The organism is Pantoea sp. X-Soil-TKNS-1280 (genome assembly GCF_059730475.1).
In genome coordinates this window covers 2,433,450-2,458,749 of the sequence record NZ_AP035962.1, presented here as the reverse complement: position 1 = coordinate 2,458,749, position 25,300 = coordinate 2,433,450, and the positions used below count along the sequence as shown (strand labels likewise).

The window sequence follows — 25,300 nt, the reverse complement described above, 5'->3', positions numbered from 1 at the left end:
CGAGCCAGAAGTCATGTGAAAGGAGAAAAGTATGACGAAACTGGAAATATGCTGCTACGGCATCGACTGTGCAATGACTGCGCAGCTGTCCGGTGCTGACCGAGTGGAACTCTGCAGCGCACCCCGTGAAGGTGGGCTGACACCTTCTGCGGGCGTGCTGGAAGCGGCACGACGGCAGGTGACAATTCCGGTGCATCCGATCGTCCGGCCGCGCGGCGGTGATTTTTGTTATACCGCCCACGAGTTTGAAGTGATGAAATCGGATGTGGCGCTGATGCGTGAACTGGGTTTCCCCGGTCTGGTTATTGGCATGCTGGATGAAGATGCACATGTGGATGTCGCCCGTATGCGCCAGATTATGGCATTGTGTGACGGCATGGCAGTGACCTTCCATCGCGCTTTTGACTTATGCCATAGCCCAAAACGTGCCCTTGAGGTACTGAGTGATTTGGGGATTGCGCGCATTCTGACTTCGGGCCAGCAGCAAAGCGCGGAAACCGGAATTCCATTATTGCGGGAACTTAATGAGCAAAACGTGGGTCCAATCATTATGGCCGGGGCAGGGGTGCGTCTTAGCAACCTGCAAAAGTTTCTGGATGGTGGCATCCAGGAAGTTCATAGCTCGGCAAGCCGCTTAGTCGCCTCTCCAATGCGCTACCGCAAAGCTGGGGTGTCGATGTGTTCTGAAGCGGAAACCGATGAATTCAGTCGCTACTGTGTTGACGGTGATGTGGTGGAAGCCATGAAAAGCATGATGCAGATGAACACCGTCCGGGTAGCCTGAAATCGCGCCAATTTTGCCGCGCAGCACGCCGAAAGCATGACGTGGTGTTTGCAAGTACCAAACCCCAGTTTTTCTTGCTGGGGTTCTTTTTGTCTAAAATAAGTATTAACCTCAGCGGAACCTGGTTATACCACGTCGGTGTCCCCTTACTGCGCGTAGCATCAAATATGACTAATCATAAAAATATAAATCCGTCAACCCGCCAATATTAAACTCACATAATCTCCATATTGTCATTACCATGACGTGCAGAGAAAAGAACTTATTACAACTAAAAGCACGGATGATTTATCAACCACAACATTCGTGTGTCATCAATGTAGTACTTTTGGCTGGGGTAAATGGATATGACCATGATTTCACAGGAGAAACTCGTGACTCTGAATCGCATGCGAAACGGAACGGATTATAAGTTACGAGGTGATAAAGCAGTCGGTGTGGAAGTCAGACATGATAATGTACGAAGAAAACGTAAAGAGGTCACTTGCCGGAGCCTGGCACCATTGATGCGCGAAGGTTTAATTGATTTCGTGGTGGTAGTGAGCGATATGACACGCTATTACGAGGTCAGACTCACAGAGGAGGGTGAGAAGATAATAAGGAGTAAGCTACGATAATCTTATCTGGAATGGCATCCCGTCATCACTTTTAATGATGGATAAAGTATGAAACGTAGCGGCGTGATTTATCGCGCAATATCTTTTCGCGTCAACCATAACCCGCGCGATAAATCGCACCGCTACGCGTCAGGAACAGAACATGGCGCGTTATTGTCGTTTTAGCGACTGCTCGTAAATATCAATAGCATTGGCGATGATGGCTGCCTGAGATATCCCGGAATGACTCGCGAGCAACTCGATTCGATCGATGGTATTCAGGGGGAGTTTATAGGTTTTGGGCTTCATACCACGCTTTTCATCGCTGCGTTTCTGAATGTCGCTGGCTGATTGAATCATGCTTAAACCCTCCGTAGAGTTAGGGATAGTAGGGTACGGCTGTTCTCATTAAGATTGCCTTAGGGATTATAAATGGGCGGCAGTGAGCTTAATCTCATGAATAGCCTCACTATAATGGGTTAATCAGACTTGACTTTGTTCAGAAGAGTTTTTTTAGTTTTAAAATCTATGAAATCCTGCAATGGCAGAAGCTAACATTAAATAGCGGATATAAACCGGGTTTAAATATTTAAAGTAAACTTTAAATAAATCCTGGTGATTCGTCTTTTACTGTTGTGTGATGAGCTTCCTTCCCCCTTTGTGATGATCTCCGCAAGCTGACCGTAGCGCATCATGAAAAAAGATGCTTACATTGAAAGTTAAGGCTATTCACGGATAACCATCATGAAATCCATCCCTTGTGCCGTTTTACTGCTGCTTTTTCCGCTCAGTGGCGCTGCGCTGGCTGTCAGCACCGTCTGTCCGCCGTTGAGCAAGAACATCACCAATAGCAACAACTGGATTATGCTGGGGGGGAATGCGAAAGGCGCTGTGCGCCAGGTGATTGCCGGTGAATTTGGTAAAGACGTTGATTCACAGAAACGTATTCTGGGGCAGTTTGATCCCTGTGGTGATTTGATGGTGGCGGACATTACTTATGATAAAAGCGAAAGTAATGTCGTGCTGAGCATGGAACAGCATATTGCGCGTGTGCAGGGCGGCTGGGTGGCGGAGTACGCCTATCTGGTGAAAGTCCTGAAAGAGGGGAAAGAAGTGGTGGTGGATAACCGGCAGGGCACCATTAACTGGCAGATGGGGCAGCGGGGTAACATCATCAGTTCCTCTGACAAATTTACCAGCATGGGCAAAAACGGCTTCACCGATACCACTTACCGTTATGACAAACATTTCCGCGTGGAAAGAAGCGTCGCACGCGGCAGCGATGCGCTGACTAACGGTGAGAGTACCTACAACTGGAATCCACAGGGGCTGGTGATCAGCGCCATCAGCGCACGCAGCAAAGATACCTACACCTATGACAATCAGTGGCGTGAGTTACGTCTGAATGGCACGGCGACCACACCGGTCAGTACCCTCCGATCGGTGGATGAATGTCAGTTGTGGGATGAGGTAGGAAATTGCACGCTCAGTTATTTGCACGAAACCGAAGTGTTTGAGAAAGGAACCATCGAGCGTCATCTCAGTTCGGCTTACAAATATCAGTATTGGGATAAACCCACTGAAGAGCAGTAGCGATGACAACAGCGTAGCGGCGCGATCACTCAGGCCGCTACGCAGACTGGATTATTTAACGGTTTTACTGAACGCATCAACCGCCAGAATGGCATTGGCGATGTCTTCCGGTGCCAGATGCGGATTCAGGTTCTTCAGCGTATCGCCCTCGCTATTTGCCAGCGCACCCACCCGCACCAGGTTCTCCCAGGACTCATGCTCCAGATGCAGTTCTTTCAGTGTGGTCGGCATATTAATCGAACGATAGAAACGGATGTAGCGCGCGATCTCTTCATCCGGACGCTGCTCCAGCACCATCTGGGTCAGGGTGCCATAAGCCACTTTTTCACCATGGGTCAGATGGTGAATATCCCCGTCGATAGCGGTAAAACCATTGTGGATGGCATGTGCGCCAGCCAGACCGGCATTCTCAAAGCCAAGGCCGGAGAGCAGGGTATTGGCCTCTACGACAGCTTCAACCGCTGGCGTTACGCGTTTTTCGCTGACGGCGGTGTAAGCGCTGAATCCCCAGGTCAGCAGCGTTTCCTCACAGGCACGGGCGATCGCCAGTCCGGCGATGGTAGGATCGCCATTGACCATCGATTTGGCATGTGAACGCAACACCGCCTGTGCTTCTACCCAGGTAGCAAGACCATCGGCAATACCGGAGGCGAACAGACGCACGGGCGCGCTGGCACAGACCGCGGTATCGACCAGTACCAAATCCGGGTTTTTGCTATAGAAGCGATAACTTTCAAACACGCCGCTGTCGGAGTAGATCACGGAAAGCGCGCTACATGGTGCATCGGTGGAGGCTACGGTGGGGACGATGGCGACCGGCAGTTTGAGTTCATCAGCCACGGCTTTCACCGTATCCAGCGTTTTACCGCCACCGAGGCCGACAATCACATCGCTGCCGGTAGATTTCGCCAGTAGTGCCAGGCGGTTGATCTCATTGCTGGAGGCTTCGCCATTAAACGGCTGACGACTGAATTCGATGCTGGTGGCCTTTAAAGCCTGCTGTGTCCGCTCGCCAATCAGCTGCCAGACGATATCGTCGGCCACCAGAAAAGCGTGTGTACCCAGCTCTGCGAGAGAGGCTCCCAGTTCATCCAGCACGCCAGCGCCCTGCACATATTTCCGTGGTGAAGAGAAAATAAACTTACTCATAGCCATAACTCCTTTGGGTGAGAAAAGAGACTGGCATCAAACTGACACAGAAAAATGACGGTAATTTAACCATTGGTGGCAAGTTGAGAATTATTCTCAGTTACTCACGGAAGGTAACTATCGTCTTCCTCCCATTGCAGCGTTAAGATAGCGGCAAATTTACAGGGAGCCCGCCATGACTTTACTGATTTCATTTCTGTTTGCTATTACCATCCTCACCTTAACACCGGGTTTTGATACCGCACTGGTGCTGCGTAGTGCGGCGGCCCAGGGCTGGAAACGTGCCTCGGCTACCGCGTTCGGTGTCACGCTGGGATGTCTGGTGTGGGGAGTGATGGTGGGCCTGGGTTTGGGGGCGTTGCTGTTGGCTTCAGAAATGGCTTATAACCTGTTGAAATGGGTGGGGGCAGCGTATCTGCTGTGGCTGGGTGTGAAGTTGTTGCTGAATCCGCGTACTCAGGCGGATGACGGGCAGGTTACCACCACAAAAGAACAAAGTTATTTCGCCTGTTTTAGTCGTGGGCTGTTGGGCAACATGCTGAATCCAAAAGTGGGGGTGTTTTACGTCACTTTCCTGCCGCAGTTTATCCCGGCCGGTGCGTCAGTACCGTTGTGGTGTACCCTGATGGCGCTAACCCATATGGCGATTGGTCTGGTGTGGAATGCGGTGCTGATTGGTGGCAGCCACTACTTTGCTGCACACCTGCGTCGTCCGACCGTGTTGAAAGTGATGGATCGTCTGACTGGCTGCGTATTTATCGGTTTCGCCGCGAAGCTGGCGCTGTCGCGGCGTTAAAGATCAGGGCTTACGTGCGACCAGTACCGCGCGCAGCGGTGCTGGATAGCCTTCCACCGTTTTGCTGCTATCGAGTGGATCAAGGAATTCGGCCAGCGATTCGCTGGTCATCCAGTCGGTCCGACGTTGTTCTTCCACCGAGGTGACCGCGTAATCAACGATACGCACATCGACGAAGCCACACTTCTCCAGCCAGCTTTTTAACGCGGCAGCGGAAGGAATAAAGTAGACGTTGCGCATCTGCGCATAACGTTCGCCAGGTACCAGTACCGCGTTCTCATCCCCTTCAATCACTAGCGTTTCCAGCACCAGCTCCCCTTCACTGACCAGCTGATTTTTCAGCTGCAGCAGATGGTCCAGCGGCGAACGGCGGTGATACAGCACCCCCATCGAAAACACGGTATCGAACGCCTGTAGCGCAGGCAGTTGCTCAATGCCCAGCGGCAGCAAATGCGCACGACGATCGTCACCCAACAGCTTGCGTACTGCTTCGAACTGACACAGGAACAACTGCATGGGATCGATACCGACCACCAGCTGTGCACCGGCACCGACCATGCGCCACATGTGGTAGCCACTGCCACAGCCGACATCCAGCACCGTGCGTCCGGCCAGCGGGGAAATGTGTGGCTGTACACGCTGCCACTTCCAGTCCGAACGCCATTCGGTATCGATTTCTGTGCCGTAGAGTGAGTACGGCCCTTTGCGCCACGGCATGAGATTACGTAACAGCTTTTCAATCCCGGCACGCTGACGTTCAGTTAGATCATCCTGTTGTGCACTGACGCTATGCAGTAAATCGAGCTGCTGCGGGACAAGTGCGGGAAGATGCTCAACCGATTTTTCCCAGTTACGGAAATGACCGTGTAGATTTTCCCGCTGCCAGGCCGCCACCTGGGCAGGTAACACTTCCAGCCAGCTGGCAAGCGGGCCAGTGGCGATTTGCTGATAGAATCGACCAAAATCAATCATTTCAGTGCCACCAGCGAACCAAAGTTAAAGCACTGGAACCACAGCTCGGCGTGGGAAAAACCCGCCTGTTTAAGCCGCGCTTTGTGTGCTTCGACGCTATCGGTCAACATAACGTTTTCCAGCATGCTGCGTTTCTGGCTAATTTCCAGTTCGCTATAGCCATTGGCGCGTTTGAAGTCGTGGTGCATGTTGAACAGTAGCTCGCCGACTTCGGCATCTTCAAAGCTGAATTTTTCCGACAGCACCAGCGCCCCGCCAGGATTCAGGCCCTGGGCAATTTTTTGCAACAGCAACAACCGGGCATCGGGTTCCAGGAACTGTAACGTAAAGTTGAGCACCACCAGGGAGGCGTTTTCGATGTGGATATCACGAATATCCGCCTCCAGCACCTGCACCGGCGTATCGGCACGGAAAGCATCGATATGGCGGCGACAACGTTCAACCATCGCCGGCGAGTTATCAACAGCAATGATCTCACAACCCGGCACATGAATATTACGGCGGACTGAGAGCGTGGCAGCACCGAGCGAACAGCCCAGATCGTAGACCTTGCTGTTGGGCTGCACAAAGCGTTCTGCCAGCATACCAATCATCGAAATGATGTTGGAATAACCGGGCACCGAGCGCTGAATCATATCGGGAAAGACTTCAGCCACGCGCTCGTCAAAGGTCCAGTCACCCAGTTTATCGATGGGTGCGGAAAATAGCGTATCGCGGTCAGACATAATGAAATATCCGGAGAGAAAACGGAAAGGGCGCTATTCTGGCAGAAACTGCCGCAGGCTGCACCCGTTTCCCATGAGTGTAGCCCGAGGTGTCAGAACAGGCTGGATTGCTGAGGCCAGATGGGCAGCGCAGGCAGCCGGGGTTCCAGCTGTTGCAACTGGGGCCACAAGGCGGCAACCAGTGGAAAAACCTCACCCATATCGGGGGTATGAATAAACAACATCGGATCGCTTTCCACCAGCCAGCCGGGCAATTTTGCCAGCCACGGCTGAAACATTGGCACAGATTCATCAACACTATCACTGCCGATAAAACGCACCATCGGCTGGTTGCCGGTGCGCACCGCATGTGGCGGTACGCGAGGCTTTTTTTCTCGCGCATGGATGGCCACGGCGGTTTGTGATTGCGAGGCATGTACCGGGCGGCTATCCAGAATCACCCGATTCACGCCGCGTTGTTGCAAGCCGCGATTAAGCGCACGTTCGGCCTCGCCTTTGGCAAAGAACGCCGCATGGCGCACTTCTACACCATAACTGAAGCGCCGCGGCAGGCTATCCAGAAAGTGCCACAAATCATTCAGTTGCGCCGGGGAAAAGGCGGCGGGGAGTTGCAGCCAATATTGGCCGATACGGTTGGCTAACGGGTCCAGCAGACGCAAAAACTCCGCCAGCAAATCATCGCAGTTACGCAACGCCGCCTGGTGGCTGATGGTGGACGGGAATTTAAAGCAGAAGCGAAAATCGTCATGGGTCATGTCGCGCCAGCGCAGCACCACTTCCTGCTTTGGTAATGCATAAAGCGTGGTATTGCCTTCGACACAATCGAACAACTGCGCATAATCGGCCAGCGTTGCCAGACCAAATTGTTTCCAGTGTGCATGCTGCCACTGCGGTAAGCCAATACGTAGCGTCAAAACGAACCCCATACGGAAAAATCAGCGACAGGTTAACCTGTTTTATTCACACTGGGATAACAACCTGTGACAAAAGCAGATGTTTTAAGCGCTTTGGCGCGGCTCTACTTATCCTGTCAGGCTTTTTCCATTATAATAGCCGCCTTTTTTGCGGCAGCATCTCAGAAGGTTACGCGGCCTGATGCTGCCTGGCTGCAGCGGCGAAGTTAAAAGGATACGTTATGCGTACAGAATATTGCGGACAGCTCAATCTGTCTCATGTGGGTCAGCAAGTCACTCTTTGCGGCTGGGTAAACCGCCGTCGCGATCTGGGTAGCCTGATTTTTATCGATATGCGCGACCGTGAAGGCATCGTCCAGGTGTTCTTCGATCCCGATCGTCAGGAGGCTTTCCAGCTGGCGTCTGAGCTGCGTAACGAATTCTGTATCCAAATCACTGGCACCGTGCGTGCGCGTGATGAGAAGAATAAAAACAGCGAAATGGCGACTGGCGAGATTGAAATCTTTGCCCATGACCTGAACATTATTAACCGTGCTGAGCCGCTGCCGCTGGATTCCAACCAGATCAACAGCGAAGAAGCACGTTTGAAATACCGCTACCTGGACCTGCGTCGTCCGGAGATGGCTCAGCGCCTGAAAACCCGCGCAAAAATCACCAGCTTTGTCCGCCGCTTTATGGATAACGAAGGTTTCCTCGATATCGAAACCCCGATGCTGACCAAAGCCACACCGGAAGGTGCGCGTGACTATCTGGTGCCGAGCCGTGTGCATAAAGGCAAATTTTATGCACTGCCGCAGTCACCGCAACTGTTCAAACAGCTGCTGATGATGTCCGGCTTTGACCGTTACTATCAGATCGTGAAGTGCTTCCGTGACGAAGACCTGCGTGCCGATCGTCAGCCTGAATTTACCCAGATCGACGTGGAAACCTCCTTTATGAGCGCCGAACAGGTGCGTGAAGTGATGGAGCGTCTGATCCGTGAACTGTGGATGGATATCCGCGGTGTTGACCTTGGCAGCTTCCCGCAAATGACCTTCGCCGAAGCGATGCGTCGTTACGGTTCTGACAAGCCAGATCTGCGTAACCCGATGGAGCTGGTGGATGTTGCGGATCTGCTGAAAAACGTCGAATTCCAGGTATTCTCTGGTCCGGCCAACGATGCCAAAGGCCGTGTCGCCGCGCTGCGCGTGCCGGGTGGTGCCACCCTGAGCCGTAAGCAGATTGATGAGTACGGCAAGTTTGTTGAAATCTACGGTGCCAAAGGGTTGGCGTGGATGAAGGTCAACGAGCTGGCGAAAGGTTTTGAAGGTGTACAAAGCCCGGTGGCGAAGTTCCTCAATGCTGAGATTGTGGCCGCGATTCTTGAGCGCACCGGCGCGCAGGATGGCGATGTGATCTTCTTTGGTGCCGATCGCGCCAAAGTGGTTTCCGATGCGCTGGGTGCACTGCGTCTGAAAGTGGGTCGTGACCTGCAAATCACCGATGACAAAGCCTGGGCACCGCTGTGGGTCATCGACTTCCCGATGTTCGAAGCGGATGACGAAGGTGGTCTGGCAGCGATGCACCATCCGTTTACCTCGCCGAAAGAGATGACGGCTGAGCAACTGGCAGAAAACCCGGAGCAGGCCATCGCCAATGCTTACGATATGGTGATCAACGGTTATGAAGTGGGCGGCGGTTCCGTGCGTATCCACAACGGCAAAATGCAGCAGGCGGTGTTCAGCATTCTCGGTATTGCGGAAGAAGAACAGCGTGAGAAGTTCGGCTTCCTGCTGGATGCACTGAAATTCGGCACCCCGCCACATGCGGGTCTGGCATTTGGTCTGGACCGCGTCACCATGCTGCTGACCGGCACCGATAACATCCGTGACGTGATTGCCTTCCCGAAAACCACCGCGGCGGCCTGTCTGATGACGGAAGCACCCAGCGAAGCCAACCCGGCTGCGCTGGCCGATCTCGGGATTCAGCTGGCTCCGAAGAAAGACAAGCTTGAGAATAAATAATGGGCTATAAGCATCCGGTTTCGGTTCTGGTGGTGATTTTTGCTCAGGACTCAGGCCGGGTGCTGATGCTGCAACGCCGCGATGACGAGAGCTTCTGGCAATCGGTCACTGGCAGCCTTGAAGCCGGGGAAAGCCCGCTTCAGGCTGCCCAGCGTGAGGTGCAGGAAGAACTGGCGATTGATGTGGTAACCGAACAGCTGTCGCTGGAAGATTGCCATAAGCAAATCGAGTTCGAGATCTTCCCGCACTACCGCCATCGCTACGCGCCGGGCACCACCCACAACCGTGAACACTGGTTCCGGCTGGCACTGCCCGCAGAGCGCGAGGTTATCCTGAGTGAACACCTTGCCGCGCGCTGGCTGACGCCCACTGATGCAGCAGCCCTGACGAAGTCCTGGAGTAACCGCCAGGCAATTGAAGAATTTATCTGAATGCCAGCCGCCACGCGTTTTTTCGGTGGCGCATTTATTAGAATTTAATGCATCTGGTGCGTTCTTCAGAACTGCACAGCGAAATTGAACAGTCAGGTTAGAAAGATACCCTGCATAAGATTTGAGATCGGAGAGAAATTTTTATGGCTGGACATAGTAAATGGGCAAACACCAAGCACCGCAAGGCGGCTCAGGATGCGAAACGCGGTAAGATCTTCACCAAAATCATTCGCGAGCTGGTGACTGCCGCGAAACTGGGTGGTGGCGATGCCGGTTCCAACCCGCGTCTGCGCGCTGCAATGGACAAAGCCCTGTCCAACAACATGACCCGTGACACCATGAACCGTGCGATTGCACGCGGCGTGGGTGGTGAAGATGATTCCAACATGGAAACCATCATTTATGAAGGTTACGGTCCGGGCGGTTCTGCGGTGATGGTGGAATGTCTGAGTGACAACCGCAACCGTACCGTCGGCGAAGTGCGTCATGCCTTCACCAAAACCGGGGGTAACCTCGGTACTGACGGTTCCGTTTCTTACCTGTTCAGCAAGAAAGGGGTGATCTCCTTCGAACCGGGCAAGGATGAAGATAGCGTGATGGAAGCTGCACTGGAAGCAGGCGCGGAAGATGTGGTGAGCTACGATGATGGTGCTATTGACGTGTTCACGGCCTGGGAAGAACTGGGTGCGGTGCGTGATGCACTGGAAGCCGCTGGCCTGAAAGCCGATAGCGCGGAAGTTTCCATGATCCCGTCAACCAAAGCCGAAATGGATGCGGAAACCGCACCGAAACTGCTGCGTTTGATCGATATGCTGGAAGATTGCGACGACGTGCAAGAAGTTTACCATAACGGCGAAATTTCCGATGAGGTGGCGGAAACGCTGTAATGGCGTTTTCTCAACCCCAGATTGCCGGAGACGCACCATGGCGATAATCCTTGGGATCGACCCTGGTTCGCGCGTCACCGGCTACGGTGTTATCCGCCAGACCGGCCGCCAGCTCAGTTATCTGGGCAGCGGCTGTATCCGCACTAACGTTACCGACCTGCCATCCCGTCTCAAGCTGATTTATGCCGGCGTCAGCGAAATCATCACCCAGTTTTCGCCTGATTTTTTTGCCATCGAACAGGTATTTATGGCGAAAAACGCCGATTCAGCACTCAAGCTGGGGCAGGCGCGTGGGGCCGCCATCGTGGCAGCGGTGAATCGCGATCTGCCGGTATTTGAATACGCGGCACGCCAGGTCAAACAAACGGTGACCGGCATGGGTAGCGCGGAAAAAAGCCAGGTGCAGCATATGGTGCGCACCTTGCTGAAGTTACCGGCCAATCCACAGGCGGATGCGGCCGACGCCCTGGCCATCGCCATCACCCATTGCCACGTCAGTCAGAACGCGGCGCGGATGAGTGATAGCAAGCTGGTGCTGACGCGAGGGCGTTTGCGGTCGGGCTAGATGAAAACCTAAGGCTGGATATTCATCCAGCCTTTTTTATGGTATATAAACAGGCTTACTCATAGATTAAGGAAGTGCTCAGGTGATTGGTCGTTTACGAGGCAATATTCTGGAAAAACAGCCGCCGCTGGTGTTAATTGAGGCGCACGGCGTCGGTTATGAAGTGCATATGCCAATGACCTGCTTTTATGAGCTGCCTGAGCTAAACCAGGAAGCGATTATCTTCACCCAGTTTGTGGTGCGCGAAGATGCGCAGCTGCTGTTTGGTTTTAATAGCAAACAGGAGCGTGCGTTGTTCCGCGAGCTGATCAAAGTGAATGGCGTCGGGCCAAAGCTGGCGCTGGCAATTCTCTCCGGCATGTCGGCACAGCAGTTCGTGACGGCAGTGGAGAAAGAAGAGATTGCGGTGCTGGTGAAGTTACCGGGTGTTGGCAAGAAAACTGCCGAGCGCCTGGTGGTGGAAATGAAGGACCGCTTCAAAGGGATGCACGGCGATCTGTTCGGTGGCGACAACGCCTTTACCCTGACCACGCCGTCTGCCGTGCCAGATACCAACGATGCGGAAGCAGAAGCGGTTGCGGCCCTGGTAGCGCTGGGGTATAAACCGCAGGAAGCCAGCCGTATGGTAAGTAAGATTGGCCGACCCGATGCGGACTGCGAAACCCTGATCCGCGAAGCCCTGCGCGCAGCCATTTGAGGTAAAGCATGATTGAAGCCGATCGTCTGGTCTCCGCCAGCAGTGTTAACGAAGAAGAGAACCTCGACCGCGCCATTCGACCTAAGCTGCTGTCTGAATATGTTGGCCAGCCGCAGGTGCGTGAGCAGATGGAGATCTTTATCAAGGCGGCGCAGCTGCGCGGTGATGCGCTCGACCATCTGTTGATCTTCGGCCCGCCTGGCCTCGGTAAAACCACGCTGGCGAATATTGTCGCCAACGAGATGGGCGTCAATCTGCGGACCACCTCCGGACCGGTGCTGGAGAAGGCGGGCGATCTGGCGGCGATGCTGACCAACCTCGAACCCCATGATGTGTTATTCATCGATGAGATTCATCGCCTCTCCCCGGTAGTGGAAGAGGTGCTGTATCCGGCAATGGAAGATTATCAGCTGGACATCATGATCGGTGAAGGACCAGCGGCGCGTTCCATCAAACTGGACCTCCCACCTTTTACCTTGATTGGTGCCACCACTCGCGCCGGTTCGCTGACTTCACCACTGCGCGATCGCTTCGGGATTGTGCAGCGGCTGGAATTTTATAATGTGGCGGATTTGCAACATATCGTTGGTCGCAGCGCCGCCTGTCTGGGCCTGGCGCTGAGCGAAGAGGGTGCACTGGAAATCGCACGTCGCTCACGCGGGACGCCACGTATTGCCAACCGCCTGTTGCGCCGTGTGCGGGACTTCGCTGAGGTGCGGGCCAATGGTGATATGAGCGGTGAGGTTTCTGCCAGCGCGCTGGATATGCTCAACGTGGACAGCCAGGGCTTTGACTACATGGACCGCAAGCTGTTGCTGGCGATTATTGATAAGTTCATGGGCGGCCCGGTTGGACTGGATAACCTGGCGGCAGCGATTGGCGAAGAGCGTGAGACTATCGAAGATGTGATTGAACCCTTCCTGATTCAGCAGGGCTTTGTTCAGCGCACGCCGCGTGGCCGTATGGCAACGCAGCATGCGTATCGTCACTTCGGGATTACCCGCGAAGAACAGTAAACCGGCGTCAGGCCGCCGGTTTCTTCGCCATGCTGATGATAAACAGGATGGCGGCGCATAGCACCACTGACGGGCCTGCCGGGGTATCGTAAAGCGCGGAAAAGCACAAACCGCCAGTGACGGCCAGAATGCCGATAATCACCGCAAAGCCTGCCATTTGCTCCGGCGAACGTGAGAAGCGGCGTGCGGTAGCGGCCGGGATGATCAGCAGCGAAGTGATAATCAACGCCCCGACAAATTTCATCGCCACACCAATCGTCAGCGCCGTCACCAGCATCAGCATCAGGCGCGTGCGCTGAATGTTGACGCCATCCACCTGCGCCAGTTCCGGGCTGATGGTCATAGACAGCAGCGAGCGCCATTGCCACGCCATCACCGCCAGCACAATCACCACGCCAGCGCCCATCATCCACAAGTCCTGTGGCGTAACCGCCAGCAAATCACCGAACAGATAAGCCATTAAATCGACGCGCACGCCGGACATCAGGCTGACTACCACCAGACCCAGCGATAACGCACTGTGCGCCATAATACCGAGCAGGGTATCGATCGCCAGATGCGGACGACGCTCCAGCCACACCAGCCCCAGCGCCAGGCAAACCGTCACCAGAATCACGGCATAATAGGGATTGACGTTAAACAGCAGGCCGAAGGCCACACCGAGCAGTGAGGCGTGGGCGAGGGTATCACCAAAATAGGACATACGACGCCAGACGACAAACGCGCCCAGCGGACCGGCTGCCAGTGCCAGAAACACACCACCCAGCCAGCCGGGTAACAACAGTTCAATCATGACGGGCCATTTCCTTTGCGCAGAACAATTCGTCCCTGTAAATCGTGACGATGATTATGATGGTGGCGATAAATAGCCAGCTGCTGAGCACCGCGAGGACCGAACATGGCGATAAATTCCGGATGCTGCGAGACCGCCTCCGGCGTGCCGGAACAGCAGATATGGTGATTGAGGCACAGTACTTCGTCAGTTTTTGCCATCACCAGATGCAGGTCATGTGAAACCATCAGCACACCGCAGTTCAGCTCGCGTCGGAGCTGATCAATCAGGTCATACAACGCGACCTGTCCATTCACATCGACCCCCTGAGTGGGTTCATCCAGCACCAGCAGTTGCGGGTCGCTGAGTAGCGCCCGGGCCAGCAACACGCGTTGCGTTTCACCGCCGGATAATTTCTGTAAAGGTGCATGCAGCAGATGCCCGGCCTGCACGCGTTTTAACGCCGGTAAGATGGCGTCCACGCGGCTGCCACGCGACAGACGCATAAAGCGTTCGACAGTGATCGGCAGGGTTGGGTCAATATGCAGTTTCTGCGGCACATAGCCGATACGTAAACTGGCGCTTCGTATTACGCTGCCGGTGTCAGGCGTCAGCAAGCCCAGCACGACACGCACAAGGGTCGATTTCCCGGCACCATTCGGGCCAAGCAATGTCAAAATTCTTCCCGGCTCCAGTGACAGGCTGACACCCGCCAGGACTGGACGTTGGGAGAATTTCACGGAGATATTTTCGAGCGTAACAAGTGAAGGCATGATATTTACAGGTTGCACAGAATTTCGAATGTTATAATATCACATTCCATCACCTGGTCACGATGGAATGACGCATTATGTTACACAATAAAAAGCGCCTTGCTTTTACCCTTCCTGCGGTCGCATTAGCGGCCTCATTTGCTCTGCCAGCATCCGCTGCGGTCGTTGCCTCAATTAAACCGATTGGATTTATCGCCGCTGCGATTGCCGATGGCGTTACGCCGGTGGAAGTGCTGCTGCCGGATGGCGCGTCTGAGCATGATTATGCACTACGTCCTTCAGATGTAAAACGTATAAAAAACGCAGACTTAGTGGTTTGGGTCGGCCCGGAAATGGAAGCCTTTCTGACGAAGTCAGCGGCGGAACTTCCGGCGAATAAAAATCTGGAAATTGCCGATATTGCCGGGGTTAAGCCACTGCTGATTACCGGTGCTGATGACGATGATGAGCATGATCATGCGCATGATCAGGGACATGGAGCAGCAGATTCCGCTGACCATGATGCCGCTGATGAACACCATCACCATGGTCAGTTTAATATGCATCTGTGGATGTCCCCAGAGATCGCAAGGCAATCTGCGGTTGCAATCCACGGAAAATTATTGGAACTTATGCCGCAAAGCAAGGCCAAACTAGACGCCAACCTGCAGCATTTCGAAGCAGAATTAGCGGATACGGACAAACACATTGGCGCGCAGCTTGCTCCGGTGCGGAATAAGGGTTACTTCGTTTTTCACGATGCTTATAGCTACTTTGAGAAACATTACGGTTTATCACCATTAGGGCATTTTACCGTTAATCCTGAGATCCAACCGGGCGCACAGCGTTTAAATCAAATACGAACACAGTTGGTTGAGCAGAAAGCCACATGCGTTTTTGCTGAACCACAATTCAGGCCGGCGGTCATCGATGCCGTGTCACGAGGGACGAATGTGCGTAAAGGTACGTTGGATCCATTGGGCATGGGAATCAGCTTAACCAAAGACAGCTACGTGAAATTCCTCTCACAGCTGTCGAGCCAGTATGCAAGCTGCCTGAATGGAGCATAGAGGAATAGGTAAAAGTGCAGCAGATAGCCCGCTCTGTCGCCCTCGCATTTAATAATTTGCCGCGCCCCCACCGCGTTATGCTGGGGTCATTAACTGTTATTACGTTGGCCGTCGCTGTCTGGCGGCCTTACGTTTACCATCCCACCGATGATTCTACGCCGATCGTCAAAAATGTCCCACTGGACAAATTCGAATTGCAGAATCTGCTGCCGGAAGACAGTGAGCCGGTCGATCAATCGACGCCAGAACCGGAAGAAGACATCCCGGCAGACGATATCGATAAAGACGTGCCGGACAATCCGAACGTGCACGATTATACGGTCTCTGCAGGCGATACACTGAGTAGCGCCCTCAACCAGTATGGTATCGACCTCGGTGACATCAATGCACTGGTCAGCAGCGATAAAGATCTGCGAGGTCTGCGCGTCGGTCAGCAGCTGAGCTGGACCCTGAACGCCGACGGACAGTTGCAGAGCTTCAGCTGGGAGCTTGATCGCCGTGAAACCCGCACTTATCAGCGCCAGAATGACGGCAGCTTTAAAATGCAGCAGGAGCTGCAAAAAGGCGAATGGCAAAACAGCGTGATGAAAGGCGAAGTGCACGGTAGTTTTGCTGCCAGCGCCCGCAGCGCCGGATTGACCAGCACGGAAATCAGTAACGTGATCAAGGCGATGCAGTGGCAGATGGATTTCCGCAAGCTGCGTGCTGGCGATCAGTTTAGCGTGCTGATGTCGCGCGAAATGCTCGACGGCAAGAGTGCCCAGAGCCAGCTGGTGGGGGTACGCCTGCATACCGGCGGCAAAGATTACTATGCCTTCCGTGCCGAAGACGGCAAATTCTACGATCGTAACGGTTCCGGCCTGGCGCGTGGCTTTATGCGTTTCCCGACGGTGAAGCAATACCGTGTATCGTCCAACTTTAACCCACGTCGTCTGAACCCGGTCACCGGTCGCATCGCGCCGCATCGCGGTGTCGATTTTGCGCTGCCAATTGGTACGCCGGTATTAGCGGTGGGTGATGGCGAAGTAGTGATGGCGAAGAACGGCGGTGCGGCGGGTAATTACGTGGCGATCCGTCATGGCCGCCAATACATGACGCGCTACATGCACCTGAGCAAAGTGCTGGTGAAGCCAGGGCAGAAGGTGAAGCGTGGCGATCGTATCGCGCTTTCCGGCAATACCGGACGCTCCACCGGGCCGCATCTGCACTTTGAAATCTGGATTAACAATCAGGCCGTTAACCCACTCACGGCGAAACTGCCGCGTATGGAAGGGCTGACCGGTAAAGATCGCAGCAGCTATCTGGCGGATGTGAAGACTTATCTGCCGCAACTGGTACTGCAGCAGTAACGCATTATCACGGGCAAAAACGCAAAACCGACGGATTATTCGTCGGTTTTTTGCTATCTGACGCACGAAGATTGCAAAATTAGTCATCGTCACTATTATTGACCGGTCATTGTCAGAGGCGAGTGCATGGAAACCCGTAAAAAAAATAACATTGAGTTTATTCCCGTTTTTCAACGTTCTTTTTTGAAGCCGAAATACTGGGGCAACTGGCTGGCGATTGGTGCGCTGGCCGGTATGGCTATGTTACCCGCAAAAGTGCGAGATCCCCTGTTGGGTGGCCTGGGTAAGCTGGCAGGTAAGCTGGCAAAAAGCGCGCGTCGCCGTGCGTTGATCAATCTGTATTACTGCCTGCCGGAACTGAGCGAAGCCGAGCGCGAAACCATCGTCGATGAAATGTTTGCTACCGCCCCGCAGGCGATGGTGATGATGGCGGAACTCGGCATACGCAACCCGGAGCGGGTGCGTCAGCGTGTTGACTGGTTTGGTCGCGACATCATCGACCAGCTACAGGCCAATAATGAAAACGTTATTTTCCTCGTTCCGCATGGCTGGGGTGTCGATATTCCGGCAATGCTGCTGGCATCTGAAGGGCAGATGATGGCAGCGATGTTCCATAACCAGAGCGACCCGCTGATGGATTATGTCTGGAATACGGTGCGTCGTCGTTTTGGTGGGCGTATGCATGCGCGTAACGACGGTATCAAACCCTTTATCAGTTCCGTGCGTCAGGGCTACTGGGGTTATTATCTGCCAGATCAGGATCACGGGGCGGAGCACAGCGAGTTTGTTGATTTTTTTGCCACTTACAAAGCGACATTACCGGCAGTTGGCCGCCTGATGAAGGTGTGTCGGGCGCGCGTGGTGCCGTTGTTCCCGGTGTATAACAGCACGACACATCGTCTTGAAGTCTATGTGCGGCCGCCAATGGATGATTTGCTGGAAGCGGATGATAAAACGCTGGCGCGTCGTATGAATGAAGAAGTGGAAATCTTTGTGCTTCCACACCCGGAGCAATATACCTGGATTCTCAAGCTACTGAAGACGCGTAAAGAGGGGGATATTGAACCCTATGTGCGTAAAGATCTTTATCCCCGCAAATAAGCGAAAAAACCTGTCGGGATGAACCCGACAGGTTTAGTGATTAGAAGCGATATTGCAGACCTACCGTCACGGTGTAGTTTTTGTTGGAAATACCCGCTGCATCACCACCGAAAGACGCTGACTCACCGGTTGGCGTGTCGATAACCTGAGTGCCGCCTTTCCCTTCTTCGTATTTGCTGTAAGTAAATTCAGCAAATACTTTGGCATTTTCGGTGACATAGTAACCCGCATCCACAGACGCGCCGTAGTAACGGGAATTTGAGGTTTTCTCGCGGAAGGTCAGTTCGCGCAAATAGTGTTCGTCGTTGTCATGTGCACGCACCCAATCGCTGAATTTAAACTGGGCGTTAAATTCAAAATCATTGATACGGTAATGACCGACCAGACCAATATACGGCATGGAGAAACGCTGGCTGTAACCAATTCCTGCCTGGCCATTCGGGAAGTCACCTACCAGTTCGCCATTGTCGTAATTGTAAGAGCCGCCGGTTGCCGTCCAGCTGAAACGCGTCTCCTGATAACCCGCCACTGCACCGACTTTATAATCGTCGCCCTGCAGGAACCAGCCTTTCACATTCAGGTCGTATTCATTAGCATAATTCACATCGGTGCTCGGATGTGATGAGTGATCGGTCCAGCCTGACTGGTTAGCATTCTGCCAGTCGTAATCATCCATATGACCGGAACCGGAAGCCAGAGAAGTCCAGCCACGCGCATTCAAGGTCAGGAAGGACCATGCATCCCAGGAGATATCGCCTTTCAGGATGGCGACATTTTTAATTTTCCAGTCCAGCTGGCTGACTTTACGTGCGTTGCTGGCATCATAAACCAGCTCTTTGGATTTACCGCCCAGCATACCCACCGAAGTGGCGACACTCAGACTTTCCGGTGAAAAGTTTGGTGTGAATTGTGCAGACTCCGCATAAGCGGTCCCTGAAAGCGCGGCCATCATCATTACCGCAACAGCATTCTTGTTCATGTTATATCCCGTGTTTAATTAAACTAATCCTTAAACTGCGCGCACAGACTAATGTGCAGGAAAATGTCAGGCAAGTGTAAGTTTTTCGCTAAGAAAGCGTGCGATCAGAGTTCAGAAAAATTAACTAATAAAATTTTAGATTCTGACGATAATAATCGATCGCTCTGCAGAATCAGAGGGGCGGGGCCGGATAATTGTCTGCTTAAGCAACAAGTTAGTTGAACAGGTAAGCTAATGTTCAGGAAGGCTATGCCGGTTGGGATGAGAGAATTAATTTTTATCGCGAATTAATTTCTCTTCATCATTCAGAACGAGATTTAATTTGCGAGACGAATTAATGGGCTATTTGGGTTATGAGAAAAATGGGTGATAAATTAGCCAAAAATAAAGTTCAAAAGATGTCCATGAAATCTTTTCATCATTTTTTTTAAGGTAAATTTTTTGCTGAAAATATCACCCAATATCAGGCGTTGAATTATTCGATCCCATCATCCAATACAACGCCTGTTAATTAATCAGACTTCAGTAACCTGGCTGCGGCGCTTGCGTTCCCGCAGAAACAACGTCACCAGGCCGAACCACATCACACCGCTGGCGAAGTTAATCGCGCTAAACCACGGTGTGCCGCCGCTGAAATAAGCGCTTTTCGCCAGTTCGATACCGATAGCCAGCGTCAGGATGCTGATCATGCCCAGCATCGCGGCAATACTGCCTTTACCTTCATTGCTGGCGTAGAGGGTGAGACGGTACAAACCGGCGTTGACCATCCCGGCACCAAAGGCATACAGACTTAGCCCCGCCGTCAGCAACAGATAGCTGTGACTATTCAGCAGGTTTGCCAGCAACGCAATGCTCAGGCCAAGCAGAATCGGCCATGCGGCGAACTTCACCGGTTGCTCAATCGGGACCCGTCCCGCCAGTTTCCCCAGCGTCAGGTTCCCGGCGATCATTGCCAGAAACACCGGCAATTGCAGCAAGGCGTAATGCAGACGCGACAGACCTTCATCATGCATCAGAATCACCGGCGACAGGGCGACCCAGGTGAGAATCGGGATAAACACCAGACCAATCGCGAAGGAGCCGTACATCACCTGCTTATCGCGTGCCAGACGACCATAGCCGCGCGCCAGGTTTGGCAGGGCAATGGAGTGACTGCGGTCACCGGCGGTTTCAGGCATGATGCGCCACAGCACCACGAAGGCCACCATGCTACAGGCGGCAAACAACCAAAACATGCTGCGCCAGTCACCGACGCTAAGCCAGGCCGCCCCGGCCAGGGGGCCTGCCAGCGGGGCGAGCAGCGCCACATTCGCCATTAACGCCATCATGCGCACGGCCAGGGCTTCGGCGAAAGCCTCCTGTACGGCGGCATAGCTGACCGCGCCGATAAAGCACAGACTGATGCCCTGAATAAAGCGCAGAGTGACAAATTGCTCGATGTTCTGTACCAGGGTGGTGAGCATGCAGGCAGCGGCAAAAAACAAAATGCCGAACAGTAACACCGGACGGCGGCCATATTTGTCGGAGAGTGGACCGAGCAGCCATTGCAGTACCACTCCACCCATCAAATAGGCCGTCAGCGAGGTGGAAACCCATTCCGGCCCGACATTGAATTCACTGGTGACCAGCAACATCCCGGGTTGAATCATGTCGTGGGCGATATAGGTGGCAAACTCAAACAACACCAGCGCCAGCGGAAATAACAGCACGCGGCCGGTGAGTTGGGTTATGGGTTGAAAGCGGGCCATCTGGCCTCCTTGTCAGAGAAAATAAAACGCGACTGCCGGGGCAGTCGCGTTTTCCTTGTTGTTACAGCCGCTGTCAGTGGGCGTATTTAGTCTACGCGCAGCACCCGGCTGGTATTGGTGGTGCCGGTGGTCGCCATCACGTCGCCCTGGGTCACAATCACCAGGTCGCCGGAGACGAGGAAACCTTTGTCACGCAGCAGATTGATGGCGTCGTGAGCGGCGGCAACACCGTCGTTGTTGCTGTCGAAAAATACCGGCGTCACACCACGGTATAACGCGGTCAGATTCAGCGTACGCTCGTGACGTGACATAGCGAAGATCGGCAGGCCCGAAGTGATACGTGATGTCATCAGCGCGGTACGGCCTGATTCGGTCATGGTGATAATGGCGGTAACCCCTTGCAGGTGGTTCGCTGCATACATCGCGGACATTGCAATCGCTTCTTCGATGTTGTCGAACTGCACTTCAAGGCGGTGCTTGGACACGTTAACGCTCGGGATTTTTTCCGCGCCAAGACACACTTTCGCCATTGCCGAAACGGTTTCTGCCGGGTACTGGCCCGCTGCGGTTTCAGCTGACAGCATCACCGCATCGGTGCCGTCGAGCACGGCGTTCGCCACGTCCATCACTTCAGCACGGGTCGGCATCGGGTTGGTGATCATCGATTCCATCATCTGCGTTGCGGTGATAATGGTGCGGTTCAGCTGACGTGCACGACGAATCAACGCTTTCTGAATGCCGACCAGTTCCGGATCGCCAATTTCCACGCCGAGGTCACCACGCGCTACCATCACCACGTCAGAAGCGAGGATGATGTCATCCATGGCTTCCTGGGTCGCTACCGCTTCTGCGCGTTCCACTTTCGCGACCAGCTTGGCTTCGCAACCGGCATCGCGCGCTAAACGACGCGCATAGTTCATATCTTCACCACAGCGCGGGAAAGAAACGGCCAGGTAGTCTACGCCAATTTTCGCCGCAGTGAGGATATCGGCTTTATCTTTCTCGGTCAGCGCTTCGGCTGACAGGCCACCGCCCAGTTTGTTGATGCCTTTGTTATTGGAAAGCGGGCCGCCCACAGTGACTTCGGTGAAGACTTTCATGCCCTGAACTTCCAGCACCTTCAACTGCACGCGCCCATCATCCAGCAGCAGAATATCGCCTGGCACCACGTCAGCAGGCAGACCTTTGTAGTCGATACCGACTTTCTCTTTGTCGCCTTCACCTTTGCTCAGGCTGGCATCCAGCAGGAAGCGGTCGCCAACATTGAGGAATACTTTGCCTTCTTTGAAGGTCGATACACGAATTTTCGGACCCTGCAGATCGCCGAGAATGGCGACATGGCGACCCAGCTTGGCCGCAATTTCACGCACTTTGTTGGCGCGTAGCTGATGATCTTCCGGGGAACCATGGGAGAAGTTGAGTCGTACAACGTTCGCACCCGCCGCAATGATTTTTTCGAGGTTATTGTCGCGATCGGTTGCCGGGCCGAGGGTTGTAACGATCTTGGTTCTTCTGAGACGTCTGGACATGAAGGACTCCGTTGACTAAGTATCGTGTCCCTGTCATCTGGACACGTTGTGGTCACATATTCTATATGATCGATGGGCTGTGATTCGACTCACATTGTGAATGTGATGTTAATTATTTTGCCGTGCATTGATTTCTGTCTGCACTTGCTTCTCCAGGCGCGAATCTCTCAGCGCCTCTTTAACCCGTTTTAGATTCTCGCGGAAAGAGGTGCCGCGCTCAAGGGTAAAACCCGTTGCCAGGACATCGACCATGGTCAATTGCGCCAGGCGGGAAACCATCGGCAAATAGATATCAGTATCTTCCGGAACATCGAGTGTCAGTGCCAGTGTGGCTTCTGCCGCGAGCGGTGAACCGGGGGACGTGATAGCCAAAACGGTGGAAGCGTTTACACGCGCCAGGCGAGCCAGTTCTATCATATTTTTGGTTCGACCAGTATGTGATATGAGAACAAAAACGTCATTTGGTCCACTATTTATGCAACTCATGCGCTGGATCACAATATCCTCCGACCAGATGACCGGCAGATTAAAACGCAGGAATTTATTGGTGGCGTCATGGGCGACCACGGCGGAGGCACCGAGACCAAAAAAAGCAATTTTATTGGCACGCGTCAGCGCCCGAACCGCCTGCTGAATCACCGCCATATCCAGCTGCTGGCGTACGCGATTGAGACCGGCCAGCGCCGAATCAAAGATTTTATGGCTGTAGCTCTCAACGCTGTCATTTTCTTCCACATCCCGGCTGACCCAGTTTGGGCCTTTCGCCAGACTCTGCGCCAGTTGCAGCTTAAAATCGGGGAAGCCTCGCGTTCCCATGCGGTGGCAAAAACGATTCACCGTAGGCTCACTTACCCCGGCGGCTGCGGCCAGCGTGGCGATGCTGGAATGCATGGCTTGCTGGGGGGCGGCAAGGATTTGCTCCGCGACTTTACGTTCCGATTTGCTCAGCGCCTGCAATTGCGCCTGAATCTGTTCCAGCATATTGATAACCCGATGACCACTCATCACTTTTGCCAATTTCATTTATGGATGAAAGGGCGCTCTGTTAACAACAATATACCGTGTAAACTGCAGTCGCACGCAGTTGCGGATAAATGTAAACGCGATTTTTTTGTCATACTTTGACCCGTGATGGGTTTTGCCCCGACAAAAGCAGAAACAGAAAAAGCGTCAAAAGCGCACGTGACAACACACGTTATTCATCAATCGCGTTCAGAGTTATCACACGTAAGCCTGTGTCCGGGTTGTTCCGGCACAGGGAAAAAAGTACATTGTGCTGTAAGAAAATTACAATAAGGACCCGGTAAATGAGGACGCTCGACCGGGTATATCCTGCAACGAGGAGAGGAAAATGGCGGTAACACAAACAGCCCAGGCATGCGATCTGGTGATTTTCGGTGCCAAAGGCGATCTTGCACGCCGGAAACTGTTGCCTTCACTGTATCAGCTGGAGAAAGCCGGTCAGATTCACGACACCACGCGCATTATCGGCGTAGGCCGCGCGGAGTGGGACAAAGACGCATACACCAAAGTGGTGCGTGAAGCGCTGGAAACCTTCATGAAAGAGAAGATCGATGAAGCGCTGTGGGACAAACTCAGCAGCCGTCTCGACTTCTGTAACCTCGACGTAAACGATACTTCGCACTTTTCTCGTCTGGGCAAAATGCTCGACCAGAAAAATCGCGTCACCATTAACTACTTCGCTATGCCGCCGAGCACCTTTGGTGCCATCTGCGATGGTCTGGGTTCAGCCAAACTGAACGCCAAACCGGCGCGTGTGGTGATGGAGAAGCCGCTTGGCACCTCGCTGGAAACCTCTCAGGAGATCAACAACAGCGTGGGCAAATACTTCGAAGAGAGCCAGGTGTTCCGTATCGACCACTATCTGGGCAAAGAAACGGTACTGAACCTGCTGGCGCTGCGATTTGCTAACTCGATCTTCGTCAACAACTGGGACAACCGCACCATCGACCACGTGCAGATTACGGTGGCTGAAGAGGTGGGTATCGAGGGCCGCTGGGGCTACTTTGATAAAGCGGGCCAGATGCGTGACATGATCCAAAACCATCTGTTGCAGATCCTCACCATGATCGCCATGTCGCCGCCATCAGACCTGAGTGCCGATGCGATTCGTGACGAAAAAGTGAAGGTGCTGCGTTCGCTGCGTCGCATCGATCAGACTAACGTGCGTGAAAAAACCGTGCGTGGCCAATACACCGCCGGTTTCGTCCAGGGTAAAAAAGTACCAGGCTACCTGGAAGAAGAGGGTGCCAACAAGCAGAGCGCTACAGAAACCTTCGTGGCTATTCGTGTCGATATCGACAACTGGCGCTGGGCGGGCGTACCGTTCTACCTGCGTACCGGTAAGCGTTTGCCAACCAAGTGTTCTGAAGTGGTGGTGTACTTCAAGAACCCGGAAATGAACCTGTTCAAAGATTCCTACGCTGAACTGCCGCAGAACAAGCTGACGATTCGCCTGCAGCCGGATGAAGGTGTGGATATCGAGATTCTGAACAAAGTGCCGGGTCTGGATCACAAACACAAACTGCAGACCACCAAGCTGGATCTCAGTTACTCAGAAACCTTCAATCAGTCGCATCTGGCGGATGCTTATGAGCGTCTGTTGCTGGAAACCATGCGTGGCATTCAGGCGCTGTTCGTGCGCCGCGATGAAGTCGAAGCCGCATGGACATGGGTGGATTCCATCATTGATGCATGGAGCGCCGATGCGGATGCACCGAAGCCGTATCAGGCCGGTACCTGGGGACCTGTCGCCTCCGTGGCGATGATCACCCGTGACGGACGTTCCTGGAACGAATTCGAGTAGTCGTCACAGCTGAGCTATTCGTAGCGGCGCGATTTATCGCGCTCT

General features: G+C 53.6%; 24 protein-coding genes. 13 read left to right on the top strand and 11 right to left on the bottom strand.

Features of this window, described 5'->3' with window-relative positions; all coding sequences use genetic code 11:
* Positions 1-31: 31 nt before the first annotated feature.
* Positions 32-784, top strand: coding sequence for a copper homeostasis protein CutC (cutC, locus tag AC6I8X_RS11495; protein WP_084875425.1), 753 nt, complete (start codon positions 32-34; stop codon positions 782-784).
* 767 nt (positions 785-1,551) lie between these two features.
* Here the strand turns inward: cutC and AC6I8X_RS11490 are convergent.
* Positions 1,552-1,740, bottom strand: a complete 189-nt coding sequence (locus tag AC6I8X_RS11490; RefSeq protein ID WP_084875423.1) for a ribbon-helix-helix protein, CopG family — start codon at positions 1,738-1,740, stop codon at positions 1,552-1,554.
* A 384-nt stretch (positions 1,741-2,124) separates the two neighbouring features.
* Between AC6I8X_RS11490 and AC6I8X_RS11485 the strand changes: the two genes are divergently transcribed.
* Positions 2,125-2,973 carry a hypothetical protein gene (locus AC6I8X_RS11485; RefSeq protein WP_313684126.1) on the top strand — a complete coding sequence of 283 codons (849 nt, stop codon included), beginning with the start codon at positions 2,125-2,127 and terminating at the stop codon, positions 2,971-2,973.
* Positions 2,974-3,024: 51 nt separating this feature from the next.
* Here the strand turns inward: AC6I8X_RS11485 and AC6I8X_RS11480 are convergent, their stop codons facing one another.
* Positions 3,025-4,122, bottom strand: coding sequence for a glycerol dehydrogenase (locus AC6I8X_RS11480; protein WP_497839815.1), 1,098 nt, complete (start codon positions 4,120-4,122; stop codon positions 3,025-3,027).
* Positions 4,123-4,297: 175 nt separating this feature from the next.
* On the opposite strand from AC6I8X_RS11480, the gene AC6I8X_RS11475 reads away from it, so the two are divergent.
* The gene (locus AC6I8X_RS11475; protein WP_313684130.1) at positions 4,298-4,918 is read left to right on the top strand and encodes a LysE family translocator; all 621 of its coding nucleotides are present in this window, start codon (positions 4,298-4,300) and stop codon (positions 4,916-4,918) included.
* A gap of 3 nt (positions 4,919-4,921) precedes the next feature.
* Here AC6I8X_RS11475 and cmoB read toward each other — a convergent pair whose 3' ends face one another.
* The 3 genes from cmoB to AC6I8X_RS11460 all read right to left on the bottom strand — a co-directional run bounded on the left by cmoB (position 4,922) and on the right by AC6I8X_RS11460 (position 7,529).
* Positions 4,922-5,890 (bottom strand): tRNA 5-methoxyuridine(34)/uridine 5-oxyacetic acid(34) synthase CmoB, encoded by a 969-nt coding sequence (gene cmoB / locus AC6I8X_RS11470; protein WP_299451599.1) that lies wholly within the window; start codon positions 5,888-5,890, stop codon positions 4,922-4,924.
* Positions 5,887-6,615 (bottom strand): carboxy-S-adenosyl-L-methionine synthase CmoA, encoded by a 729-nt coding sequence (gene cmoA, locus AC6I8X_RS11465; protein ID WP_313684133.1) that lies wholly within the window; start codon positions 6,613-6,615, stop codon positions 5,887-5,889. Before cmoA ends, cmoB begins: the two co-directional genes overlap by 4 nt.
* Positions 6,616-6,707: 92 nt before the next feature.
* Positions 6,708-7,529 (bottom strand): DUF72 domain-containing protein, encoded by an 822-nt coding sequence (locus tag AC6I8X_RS11460; RefSeq protein WP_313684135.1) that lies wholly within the window; start codon positions 7,527-7,529, stop codon positions 6,708-6,710.
* Positions 7,530-7,750: 221 nt separating this feature from the next.
* Here AC6I8X_RS11460 and aspS point away from each other — a divergent pair, with 221 nt between their 5' ends.
* The 6 genes from aspS to ruvB all read left to right on the top strand — a co-directional run bounded on the left by aspS (position 7,751) and on the right by ruvB (position 13,128).
* A complete protein-coding gene (gene aspS / locus AC6I8X_RS11455; protein ID WP_497839814.1) occupies positions 7,751-9,532 on the top strand; it encodes an aspartate--tRNA ligase in 1,782 nt (593 codons plus the stop codon).
* Positions 9,532-9,963: a dihydroneopterin triphosphate diphosphatase gene (gene nudB, locus AC6I8X_RS11450; RefSeq protein ID WP_313688646.1), complete on the top strand. Its 432-nt coding sequence runs from the start codon at positions 9,532-9,534 to the stop codon at positions 9,961-9,963. Before aspS ends, nudB begins: the two co-directional genes overlap by 1 nt.
* A gap of 143 nt (positions 9,964-10,106) precedes the next feature.
* Complete coding sequence (locus tag AC6I8X_RS11445; protein WP_299451590.1) at positions 10,107-10,850, top strand: YebC/PmpR family DNA-binding transcriptional regulator; 744 nt, start codon at positions 10,107-10,109, stop codon at positions 10,848-10,850.
* Positions 10,851-10,887: 37 nt separating this feature from the next.
* A complete protein-coding gene (ruvC, locus tag AC6I8X_RS11440; protein WP_313688648.1) occupies positions 10,888-11,415 on the top strand; it encodes a crossover junction endodeoxyribonuclease RuvC in 528 nt (175 codons plus the stop codon).
* A gap of 82 nt (positions 11,416-11,497) precedes the next feature.
* Positions 11,498-12,112, top strand: a complete 615-nt coding sequence (ruvA, locus tag AC6I8X_RS11435) for a Holliday junction branch migration protein RuvA (RefSeq protein WP_299451588.1) — start codon at positions 11,498-11,500, stop codon at positions 12,110-12,112.
* Positions 12,113-12,120: 8 nt separating this feature from the next.
* Positions 12,121-13,128, top strand: coding sequence for a Holliday junction branch migration DNA helicase RuvB (gene ruvB, locus AC6I8X_RS11430; RefSeq protein ID WP_313688651.1), 1,008 nt, complete (start codon positions 12,121-12,123; stop codon positions 13,126-13,128).
* Positions 13,129-13,135: 7 nt separating this feature from the next.
* Here the strand turns inward: ruvB and znuB are convergent, their stop codons facing one another.
* Positions 13,136-13,921: a zinc ABC transporter permease subunit ZnuB gene (gene znuB, locus AC6I8X_RS11425; protein ID WP_299451586.1), complete on the bottom strand. Its 786-nt coding sequence runs from the start codon at positions 13,919-13,921 to the stop codon at positions 13,136-13,138.
* The gene (znuC, locus tag AC6I8X_RS11420) at positions 13,918-14,673 is read right to left on the bottom strand and encodes a zinc ABC transporter ATP-binding protein ZnuC (RefSeq protein ID WP_313688653.1); all 756 of its coding nucleotides are present in this window, start codon (positions 14,671-14,673) and stop codon (positions 13,918-13,920) included. Before znuC ends, znuB begins: the two co-directional genes overlap by 4 nt.
* 77 nt (positions 14,674-14,750) lie before the next feature.
* Between znuC and znuA the strand changes: the two genes are divergently transcribed.
* The 3 genes from znuA (at position 14,751) to lpxM (ending at position 18,172) form a co-directional block, all read left to right on the top strand.
* Entirely contained in the window at positions 14,751-15,722 is a 972-nt protein-coding gene (znuA, locus tag AC6I8X_RS11415; protein ID WP_497839813.1) for a zinc ABC transporter substrate-binding protein ZnuA, read from the top strand.
* A 14-nt stretch (positions 15,723-15,736) separates the two neighbouring features.
* Positions 15,737-17,071, top strand: a complete 1,335-nt coding sequence (mepM, locus tag AC6I8X_RS11410) for a murein DD-endopeptidase MepM (protein WP_313688657.1) — start codon at positions 15,737-15,739, stop codon at positions 17,069-17,071.
* A 126-nt stretch (positions 17,072-17,197) separates the two neighbouring features.
* Positions 17,198-18,172: a lauroyl-Kdo(2)-lipid IV(A) myristoyltransferase gene (gene lpxM, locus AC6I8X_RS11405; RefSeq protein ID WP_497839812.1), complete on the top strand. Its 975-nt coding sequence runs from the start codon at positions 17,198-17,200 to the stop codon at positions 18,170-18,172.
* A 40-nt stretch (positions 18,173-18,212) separates the two neighbouring features.
* Here the strand turns inward: lpxM and AC6I8X_RS11400 are convergent, their stop codons facing one another.
* The 4 genes from AC6I8X_RS11400 to AC6I8X_RS11385 all read right to left on the bottom strand — a co-directional run bounded on the left by AC6I8X_RS11400 (position 18,213) and on the right by AC6I8X_RS11385 (position 23,415).
* Positions 18,213-19,151, bottom strand: coding sequence for an omptin family outer membrane protease (locus AC6I8X_RS11400; RefSeq protein ID WP_497839811.1), 939 nt, complete (start codon positions 19,149-19,151; stop codon positions 18,213-18,215).
* Between the two features lie 515 nt (positions 19,152-19,666).
* A complete protein-coding gene (locus tag AC6I8X_RS11395) occupies positions 19,667-20,899 on the bottom strand; it encodes an MFS transporter (protein ID WP_497839810.1) in 1,233 nt (410 codons plus the stop codon).
* Positions 20,900-20,985: 86 nt separating this feature from the next.
* A complete protein-coding gene (gene pyk / locus AC6I8X_RS11390) occupies positions 20,986-22,428 on the bottom strand; it encodes a pyruvate kinase (RefSeq protein ID WP_084875375.1) in 1,443 nt (480 codons plus the stop codon).
* Between the two features lie 108 nt (positions 22,429-22,536).
* Positions 22,537-23,415 (bottom strand): MurR/RpiR family transcriptional regulator, encoded by an 879-nt coding sequence (locus AC6I8X_RS11385; protein ID WP_299451701.1) that lies wholly within the window; start codon positions 23,413-23,415, stop codon positions 22,537-22,539.
* 364 nt (positions 23,416-23,779) lie between these two features.
* On the opposite strand from AC6I8X_RS11385, the gene zwf reads away from it, so the two are divergent.
* Positions 23,780-25,255, top strand: coding sequence for a glucose-6-phosphate dehydrogenase (gene zwf / locus AC6I8X_RS11380; protein WP_313685602.1), 1,476 nt, complete (start codon positions 23,780-23,782; stop codon positions 25,253-25,255).
* Positions 25,256-25,300: the final 45 nt, after the last annotated feature.

Bases quoted from the DNA above. Each gene is read 5' to 3' on its own strand.
- cutC (WP_084875425.1), top strand. From the start codon at position 32: ATGACGAAACTGGAAATATGCTGCTACGGCATCGACTGTGCAATGACT.
- AC6I8X_RS11490 (WP_084875423.1), bottom strand. From the start codon at position 1,740: ATGATTCAATCAGCCAGCGACATTCAGAAACGCAGCGATGAAAAGCGT.
- AC6I8X_RS11485 (WP_313684126.1), top strand. From the start codon at position 2,125: ATGAAATCCATCCCTTGTGCCGTTTTACTGCTGCTTTTTCCGCTCAGT.
- AC6I8X_RS11480 (WP_497839815.1), bottom strand. From the start codon at position 4,122: ATGAGTAAGTTTATTTTCTCTTCACCACGGAAATATGTGCAGGGCGCT.
- AC6I8X_RS11475 (WP_313684130.1), top strand. From the start codon at position 4,298: ATGACTTTACTGATTTCATTTCTGTTTGCTATTACCATCCTCACCTTA.
- cmoB (WP_299451599.1), bottom strand. From the start codon at position 5,890: ATGATTGATTTTGGTCGATTCTATCAGCAAATCGCCACTGGCCCGCTT.
- cmoA (WP_313684133.1), bottom strand. From the start codon at position 6,615: ATGTCTGACCGCGATACGCTATTTTCCGCACCCATCGATAAACTGGGT.
- aspS (WP_497839814.1), top strand. From the start codon at position 7,751: ATGCGTACAGAATATTGCGGACAGCTCAATCTGTCTCATGTGGGTCAG.
- nudB (WP_313688646.1), top strand. From the start codon at position 9,532: ATGGGCTATAAGCATCCGGTTTCGGTTCTGGTGGTGATTTTTGCTCAG.
- AC6I8X_RS11445 (WP_299451590.1), top strand. From the start codon at position 10,107: ATGGCTGGACATAGTAAATGGGCAAACACCAAGCACCGCAAGGCGGCT.
- ruvC (WP_313688648.1), top strand. From the start codon at position 10,888: ATGGCGATAATCCTTGGGATCGACCCTGGTTCGCGCGTCACCGGCTAC.
- ruvB (WP_313688651.1), top strand. From the start codon at position 12,121: ATGATTGAAGCCGATCGTCTGGTCTCCGCCAGCAGTGTTAACGAAGAA.
- znuB (WP_299451586.1), bottom strand. From the start codon at position 13,921: ATGATTGAACTGTTGTTACCCGGCTGGCTGGGTGGTGTGTTTCTGGCA.
- znuC (WP_313688653.1), bottom strand. From the start codon at position 14,673: ATGCCTTCACTTGTTACGCTCGAAAATATCTCCGTGAAATTCTCCCAA.
- znuA (WP_497839813.1), top strand. From the start codon at position 14,751: ATGTTACACAATAAAAAGCGCCTTGCTTTTACCCTTCCTGCGGTCGCA.
- lpxM (WP_497839812.1), top strand. From the start codon at position 17,198: ATGGAAACCCGTAAAAAAAATAACATTGAGTTTATTCCCGTTTTTCAA.
- AC6I8X_RS11400 (WP_497839811.1), bottom strand. From the start codon at position 19,151: ATGAACAAGAATGCTGTTGCGGTAATGATGATGGCCGCGCTTTCAGGG.
- AC6I8X_RS11395 (WP_497839810.1), bottom strand. From the start codon at position 20,899: ATGGCCCGCTTTCAACCCATAACCCAACTCACCGGCCGCGTGCTGTTA.
- pyk (WP_084875375.1), bottom strand. From the start codon at position 22,428: ATGTCCAGACGTCTCAGAAGAACCAAGATCGTTACAACCCTCGGCCCG.
- zwf (WP_313685602.1), top strand. From the start codon at position 23,780: ATGGCGGTAACACAAACAGCCCAGGCATGCGATCTGGTGATTTTCGGT.